Source organism: Salinivirga sp. (assembly GCF_035268865.1).
Lineage (GTDB): Bacteria > Bacteroidota > Bacteroidia > Bacteroidales > Salinivirgaceae > Salinivirga.
Genome location: NZ_DATFKB010000200.1, coordinates 1 through 7,730 on the forward strand (window position 1 = coordinate 1; position 7,730 = coordinate 7,730).

Below are 7,730 nucleotides of genomic sequence, written 5' to 3' on the forward strand. Positions count from 1 at the left end.
TGGACAGACCAAAGAAATGGGGAAGATGATACAGATGTTTGGTTATCGAAATCTACAGATCAGGGCGATACGTGGTCAGAGCCAACACGGGTGAATAATGATCCTGCTGGCCGCCATCAGTTTTTCTCCTGGATGGATGTGGATCAGGTGACAGGTAAAATATATGTTGTTTTTTATGACAGACGAAATACCACTGGAAACTATACGGATTTTTTCCTCGCAGCATCAGAGGATGGAGGTGAAACATTTGAAAATATCCAACTCAATACAATATCTTTTTTACCTAGTGAGAATATTTTTGTGGGCGACTATACCAATATTGTAGCATATGATGGCATTGTAAGGCCCATTTGGGTTGATATGAATGGTGTTTCATTAAGTATAAAAACTGCATTGATTCAGGATAGTAGTGCTGTTGGAACCCGGGAACATATATTCCCTAACAAAAGTTCTTTGCAGATTTATCCTAATCCTGTGGATTTTACTACGAAAATGTCAATGAAGTTACGGGATAATAGCATTGCTTCTTTAGGCGTATATGACTTACAAGGTAAAAAAGTTGTCAATATTATTTCAAGAAAGCATTACACAGCAGGGAAGCACGTTATTGACTTTGGCAGTTATGTGGACGATTTAGTTCCGGGACACTATATTTTAATTCTTAAGGTTAACGGAACACGTAAAAAGACACAAAATTTTATTGTTGATTAACGCTCAGTTTAGCAAAAAAAAACCGCTGGAACATTCCAGCGGTTTTAGTATATAAAACGATTTGTTTTATTCAATTACAACTCTGCGAACGCCCATTCTGTCGCCGTTTTGTACGCGTACAAAATAAACACCGCTTGCTACATCAGAAAGGTTAATTGTACCCTGGTTCTGAATTTCCTGTGAAGTAATAACCTGACCAATAGCGCTAATTACAGTTACTTTATTAGCACCTTGTGCTTCAATATTAATAACGCCGTTTGATGGGTTAGGATAAACGTTCATTTCGATTGCTTTTGGGCTCTCAAAAATACCCACTGGCTCAATACCAAATACGTCATCAACAGTCATAGCACCTTCTACGGTAATCATGCGGTTGTCTCCACCGTCCCATTCGCCGTTATCCCAGCTTGAGTTTACGAAGTATTTGTATTCGTAATCACCTTCTTCTAAAGAAAGCACAACTGAATAGATAGTATCACCGTCTGGATCTTCAAGAATGTATTCAGGGCCAGCAATAGGCTCTGTCCAACCTGTAATTGATCCTGTAACATTTAAGGTATCTTCACCAATTACAAAATCAGCTGAATCAACAGCAGGACGCATATCTACGTTAAATGTAACATCATAAACAACTGGCTCTGCAACCTGAATGTTGTCAAGAATAATTCTAAACATGTCAGTTACATCATAATGCTGGAAAGCAATGTAAATGGTTTCCCCAGCATAATCACTTAAGTCAAGTGCACGTTCATAAATGTTTGAATCGATTGTTTCTTCAAAAAGACTGTCAGTGAATGACGCTACAGAATTGTCAGTTGTAGAAACCAATACTTTGTAGTTTTCAGCAGCCCAATCAGGATCTTGTGCATAAACAGTGTATAGCAACTCCAGTGCTCCTGTTGCATCACTAAGGTCAATTGCTGGCGAAACCAACCAATTGTTTGGTGTTAGGGCACCTTCATCATTATCGTAAGAAGCCGATGCTACAGCCCACCCGGTTGTATTCGTTTCTGTTGGAAACCATGTATGTCCGTCACCATCTTCATCGTACATAGTCCATGCGGAGGCTGTTGTGTCAGCTTCAAAATCGTCACTGAAATATACAACTCTTCCAGACTTAGTAAGCTCCGTGGATGTATTGTCATCCAGGTTGTTGATTTTACCTGAGCGTGTTGCAATTGGTTGAGCATTAACTGCTACCATCAAAAAGCTCATCACAGTAAGTAAAAGAGTAAATTTTCTCATAATAAATAAAATTTTAAGTTTAACAATGCTATTTACATTTAGCTAAAATAGTGTAGAATTACCGAAAATCAAAGAAAAGACGCCCTTTTAACTGAACTTTAACTACGCAAACGATTGCAATTTGAGTTTTTTATTTTGTTACCTCCTGATACTTTTTCATTTTAAGGTAAAGAGAAAAATTATCTACTATAAATCCTGTTTAGTCTTCAATTTCATATAAAAATCTTTTGATACTCTTTTTGGGTGTTTTTTCGAATTCGCGCGGATACAGTTTAAAGCGACTTATTTGCTTAAACCTGGGAAGTTCTGAATTAATGTCGCTGCGACCTTCCTCAAGTATACCGGGTAATTGATTAACGCGTATACCCTCTTTGTCTATAGCCTCATAATCGGGATAAACAAGAGCTACAAGCTTGTTGTCGTCTGGCAGCACAAGCGATTCCATTACATGTGGCAGGTTATTAATTTTAGACTCAATCTCTTCGGGATAGATGTTTTCACCTGAAGGACCAAGGATCAGTGATTTACTACGACCATTAATAAATACAAAGCCTTCGTCATCAACCATACCTAAATCGCCCGTATGCAACCAGCCATCTTTGTCTATAGCCTTAGCTGTTGCCTCGGGATTCTTATAGTAGCCTTCCATTATATTCTCACCTCTGACCAGAATTTCGCCAACTTCTTTTTCGTCTTCATCGGCATCAATTTTTATTTCTAAAGTGTCAACTACCTGACCTGCTGAACGGTATTTTGTTTTCTGCCATCCGGAGTAACTTATTAATGGACCGCATTCTGTCATACCATATCCTATGGTATATTTAAAATTAATTTTTCTCAGGAAGGTTTCCACGTCTTCACTCAATGGTGCTCCGCCTATTACTATTTCTCTGAACTCTCCGCCAAAAACATCTGTGAGTTTTTTATTGATTTTCTGATAAACAGGTTTGTCTACCAAAGGTAATGAAGTGAGTAATTTTATCAACCTTTTATCCAGTGCGGGCTTAATCTGTTTTTTGTATATTTTTTCAATAATTAAGGGCACCGCAATAACTACTGATGGTTTAATTGATTGAAAAGCCTGAACTATAATTTTTGGAGAAGGGGTGCGTGTTAAAAAATTGATATGACATCCCATTGAAAATGGCCACAGGAACTCAAAAGCGCATCCATAAGTGTGCGCAAGCGGTAATATCGAAACAATTTTTTCTCCTGTATTTAATGGCAGGTTATTGCGCGCAAATCTTACATTTGCTGCCAGTGCATTATTCTTTAAAACAACACCTTTCGAAAAACCGGTTGTGCCACTTGTATAATTAATAATACCTATTTCGTCATTTGAAACTGGCGTTATTTCAAAGTCATCATTCGAAAACCCGTTTTTATATTTTTGGTTGAAAAATTCATTGGTGGTGTTAATGGCATTGGTAAGGTTGCAGTCAGGTTTGTTGCAGAGTGCCGAAAAATCCTCTATGGATAATATTCCATGTAGGTTTTCCATACATGATTCATCAATTTGTTCCCATAGCATTTCTCCAACAAATAGTAATTTAGAGTCTGAATGATTCACTATATGATGTATATCGTTGGCATGAAAATCAGGCAGAATAGGCACTATTACACCACCATAGCTTACTGTGGCAAGATATACCATGCCCCAATGAGCAGAGTTTTTGCCCAGGAGTGCAATTTTATCACCTTTTTTTATTCCTGCTTCCTCAAAAAGCTTATGCAACCATTTTATTTGGCGACCTGTATCGGCATAAGTAAAGTCTTTACCTTTATAATCTGACAGGGCAGGATAGTCCCAGTTTTTTTTAATACTGTCGGCGATATACGCCACAAAGTTTTCTTTTATCATATTCTGTTGCTTTCGTTTAACTAAATGCGTGCTTTATGCCGGTTGTTTGACTTGAATATATTGAAAAGGCATTTTTACCATCAAAATCAGTTCCAGAAAATTGTGCACAATATAACTGTTTTATAAGCAGACCTGAACTTTTTGCGATTAAAATTCACACATGTGAATATATAAAGTCGTTTGGTATAAACAAAATTTATTGCTGGTTATGACTCCGTAATGTTTTTAATAAGAGCGAAAAATACTTATTTTGCTTATAAAAAGAAATTATATGAAACTTCTTTTTACAACCTTGATTTTATTATTTGTGTATGTATTAAATGGACAGGCTGTTGCTGAAAAATTCTATTTAGAAAGTGGAGCTGTATATATTGGTACTGTAAAAGAACAAACGGATGAAATAATTACAATTCTAACCATTGATGGGAATGAGCTTAGAATAAAAAAGCAGGATATTGTCAGAATTGAAAAACAAAAGTCAGTTGCAGAACAAACCTCAGATAGTACTGCAATACCGGATGGTTTTATTGAGGTAAATGCAGCATTCAATGGTAATGAATCTGATATAGGCGCAAATTTATACCGTCTGGGATTTTACAGGGGTATCCGGATTAAGAGCAGCTTGTTTGTAAGTGCAGGCGGTAGTGTAAGGAGTTATGGATTAAATACCATGCATGGACATACTTTAATTAGTGCCGATGGTAATTTACGTTTTTATCATAAGTCAAAAGATCACAGAGGCTTTTATTTAGGTTTTACTCCGGGAGTTTTGTTTAATATTACTAAAGATTTCAGGGCCGAAGGACTTTCGCTGAATTTGAATGGAGGATGGATCCTAAAATTGATTAATGATACACCTTTTTATTTAGGCGCAACCATGGAATTTTATGGAACAGGGGTGGAGCGTGGTGTTTTATTTGGTGTATCGGCTTCTGTAGGCATATAATTGAAAAATTAATATCCTCTGGATTTCACAGCCAAAAAAGCCAATTTATAAATAAATGAGAATATGGTTGTTACCTCAGGTGGTACAAAAAAGTTCAATTTTTTTAAGTTACATTTTTGGCAGAAAAGATAAATACACTACATTTGCAACCGCGTTTAGGAGAGATGGCAGAGTGGTCGAATGCGGCGGTCTTGAAAACCGTTGTCCTTCACGGGACCGGGGGTTCGAATCCCTCTCTCTCCGCAAGGAGATAAAAGGAGCACAAAAAAGTGTTCCTTTTTTTTGTTATTACCCTTTTTGATCAGCCAATGGCAGTGTAAAGCTGAATTTTGTACCGCTTCCATACGCGCTTTCAAATGATATGTTCCCACCATTCTGATTTATAAAGTCTTTACATAATTTCAAGCCCAGTCCTATGCCTTTTTCAGAGTTAGTACCCCTTGTTGTATGCGTTTCATCTTCGCTGAATAATTTGCTTATGTGCTCCTTTTTAATGCCGATACCGTTATCCTGTATTGAGATGTTTACAATTTTCTCAGATTTTTGAGCATCTATAACCACTTTTCCACCTTCTTTTGTGAATTTTAATGCATTGGAAAGTAAGTTTCTGGCTATGGTGCTAACCATGTCAGGATCTGCATATATATCAATTGAAGAGGGTATGTTCTGGACTAATTCTATGTTTTTGGTTTGTGCCATATTTTCCTGCAAACTGATATCTCGCTCGATGGCCTGCTTAAGGTTAATTTTCCTTGGATAGAAGTTTAATTGTCCTGTTTGAGCTCGTGACCAGTCTAATAGGTTTTGAAGCAACTGGAATGCATCTTTTGAGGCATTCTCAATAAATTTAAGCGACTTTTTAGTATCGTCTGAATCCATCTCATCAAGGTTTTCAATAAGTAAATCCGACTGTCCCAGAATTATATTGAATGGGTTGCGCAGATCGTGTCCGATTATTGAAAATAATTTATCTTTTGTGTGGTTCAGTGTTTTAAGCTCTTTGTTTACAGTTTCAAGCATTGTTGCCTGCTGCTGAATTTCTTCTTTTTGTTTGATAACCTCCTGGGTTCGTTGTCTTACTTTTTGTTCAAGTGTAATATATAGTTGTGCGTTTTCCAATGAAATGGCAAGCTGCGTGCATAAAATAGAAAGCACATTTACTTTATCCTGGGTAAAAAGGTTTTTATTTAGATTATTTTCCAGGTATAAAATACCGACTGTGCTGGCCTGTTTCAATACAGGTATGGCGACAAGCGATTTGATTTTGTGCTGTTTTACGTAAGGATTGGAACCATAATAACTATTTGCCTGGGCGTCGTTTAGTGTTATAATTTTATTGTTATTTATAACGGAGTTAATGATTGTTACAGGTAGTATTTTATCACTTAAGTCATAATGTGATAATGCTATTTTAATGTTATTCTGCTCAACATAACCCAACGCTTCGATTTTCCATGTTCCGGTATCTTTTTCGTTCAGTATAAGTACACCTTTTTGTGCCCCGGCATGTTCCAGGATAAGGGTCATTGTCTTTTTTAAGAGCTCTTCTGGTACTATTTCACTGCTTATGGTTTTCGCAGCATCAATTATGGTGTCAATATCTACAGATAATGCCAATTGAGTTGAAGAGCTTTGTTTTGACATGGATGCTGTTGTATCAGGGGTAGTAGCGATGATGTTTGAAAAATTCTGTAGTAGTGCCAGGGCTTTTGCTTCTGCACCCCACTGTTTATATAGGCTATATGCTTCGTTTAAATATGTTTTTGCAATTTTTTTATTGCGATGTTTTATCCATGCTCTGCCGCACAGTTCATTGGCAAGTGCTTCTTCATGAATGAATCCGTTTTCTTTATACAACTCAATAGCTTCTTCATAAAGTTTAATAGCTTCTATCTCTTTTCCAAAAGTGCTTTGTTCCTCTGCTTTAATCAACTTAAGCTGACCTTTGAAATTCATTGGTGCATGTTTTGCCCAGATTTGAAATTGCTTGACGTTCTTGCTTACTGTTTTTCGTATCTGTTTTTGTTGCTTTTTGCTTACCTGATTATAATTGGCAAGTAAGATAAGTGATTCAAAAAATCTGAAGTTGGCAAACATTAATAAACCTGCGACGCCCTTTTTGTATTTATCAGCTTTTTTCAATATTGAATATGCCTGGCTGTAGCGATTAAAATAATAGGCTAATGTAAGCTTATCCAGATAAATCATTAGGAGTGAGGTATCATCCTGATCTTTTTCATGATAGGCGATCATCTCATCTTCATTATATATTTGACCTTTTAATAATTCCGGTTTATCAGAGGGTATAATGAAATTAGTAAAAAGTTGTAACAGTACATCAAATTGACTTGCCGATATTTTTTCGTATACATCTGAGATTGACTTTTTTTGCTCTGTTGTTCGCTCTATGAGCGTTTTGAGCTCATGTCCGGCCCTGAAGTAATAGTGTGCCCCTGCAGCAGCAGCACTCATCATATATTCATAATCACCTGTTTCTTCGGCAATTTTATAGGCATCTTGAATATGCTTATTAGTCATCTTTAAGGGCTCTTTCCAGGGCGATATTCCTACATTAAATATGTAAAAAGCCTGGGCATAGTGTTCGCGTCCGCTAATTTTCTCAAATAGCTTCATTCCCAGCTGGCCAAGTTCATAGGCCCCTGGAATATCTTTGAAAATAACATTTGTTAATAATCCAAAAGTTATGAAACTGACTGGCGATATGGGAGCAACGCCATGTTTTAAAGTAATGTCGATGAGTTTGAATACAACCAAAGCAAAAAGGTTGGGGTTTGTGCGAAAGAGTACGGAAATAGTTTGTGCCATACTTCGCATTATCGCCAACTGAACAGGATCATTCATTGGAGGAAGGTCGGCGATATTTTTAATTGATACTTTTTTTATCTTGCGTTTTGTTTTAAATAATTCCAGGAGCAGTTTTAAAGAACCTGGTTGCTTCTGAAAGTG

The 7,730-nt window shown here is 36.8% G+C and carries 5 protein-coding genes and 1 tRNA gene; 3 read left to right on the plus strand and 3 right to left on the minus strand.

The features are described 5' to 3' along the window. Window positions 1–711, plus strand: a 711-nt coding sequence (locus VJ937_RS11970) for a T9SS type A sorting domain-containing protein (RefSeq protein ID WP_324067411.1), incomplete at its 5' end; no start/stop codon positions are given. 66 nt (window positions 712–777) lie between these two features. Here VJ937_RS11970 and VJ937_RS11975 read toward each other — a convergent pair. Together VJ937_RS11975 and VJ937_RS11980 are read right to left on the minus strand one after the other, a co-directional pair. Further along, window positions 778–1,956, minus strand: coding sequence for a T9SS-dependent choice-of-anchor J family protein (locus VJ937_RS11975; RefSeq protein WP_324067413.1), 1,179 nt, complete (start codon window positions 1,954–1,956; stop codon window positions 778–780). A gap of 199 nt (window positions 1,957–2,155) precedes the next feature. Next, window positions 2,156–3,814 carry an AMP-binding protein gene (locus VJ937_RS11980; protein WP_324067418.1) on the minus strand — a complete coding sequence of 553 codons (1,659 nt, stop codon included), beginning with the start codon at window positions 3,812–3,814 and terminating at the stop codon, window positions 2,156–2,158. Between the two features lie 274 nt (window positions 3,815–4,088). Between VJ937_RS11980 and VJ937_RS11985 the strand changes: the two genes are divergently transcribed. Beyond that, window positions 4,089–4,763 (plus strand): hypothetical protein, encoded by a 675-nt coding sequence (locus VJ937_RS11985; protein ID WP_324067415.1) that lies wholly within the window; start codon window positions 4,089–4,091, stop codon window positions 4,761–4,763. A gap of 158 nt (window positions 4,764–4,921) precedes the next feature. Next, window positions 4,922–5,006, plus strand: a tRNA-Ser gene (locus tag VJ937_RS11990). Window positions 5,007–5,051: 45 nt separating this feature from the next. Here the strand turns inward: VJ937_RS11990 and VJ937_RS11995 are convergent. Beyond that, a partial coding sequence (locus VJ937_RS11995; protein WP_324067417.1) for a GAF domain-containing sensor histidine kinase occupies window positions 5,052–7,730 on the minus strand: 2,679 nt, incomplete at its 5' end.

Excerpts from the sequence above, each read along its gene's own strand:
- VJ937_RS11975 (WP_324067413.1), bottom strand. The coding sequence starts at position 1,956 with ATGAGAAAATTTACTCTTTTACTTACTGTGATGAGCTTTTTGATGGTA.
- VJ937_RS11985 (WP_324067415.1), top strand. The coding sequence starts at position 4,089 with ATGAAACTTCTTTTTACAACCTTGATTTTATTATTTGTGTATGTATTA.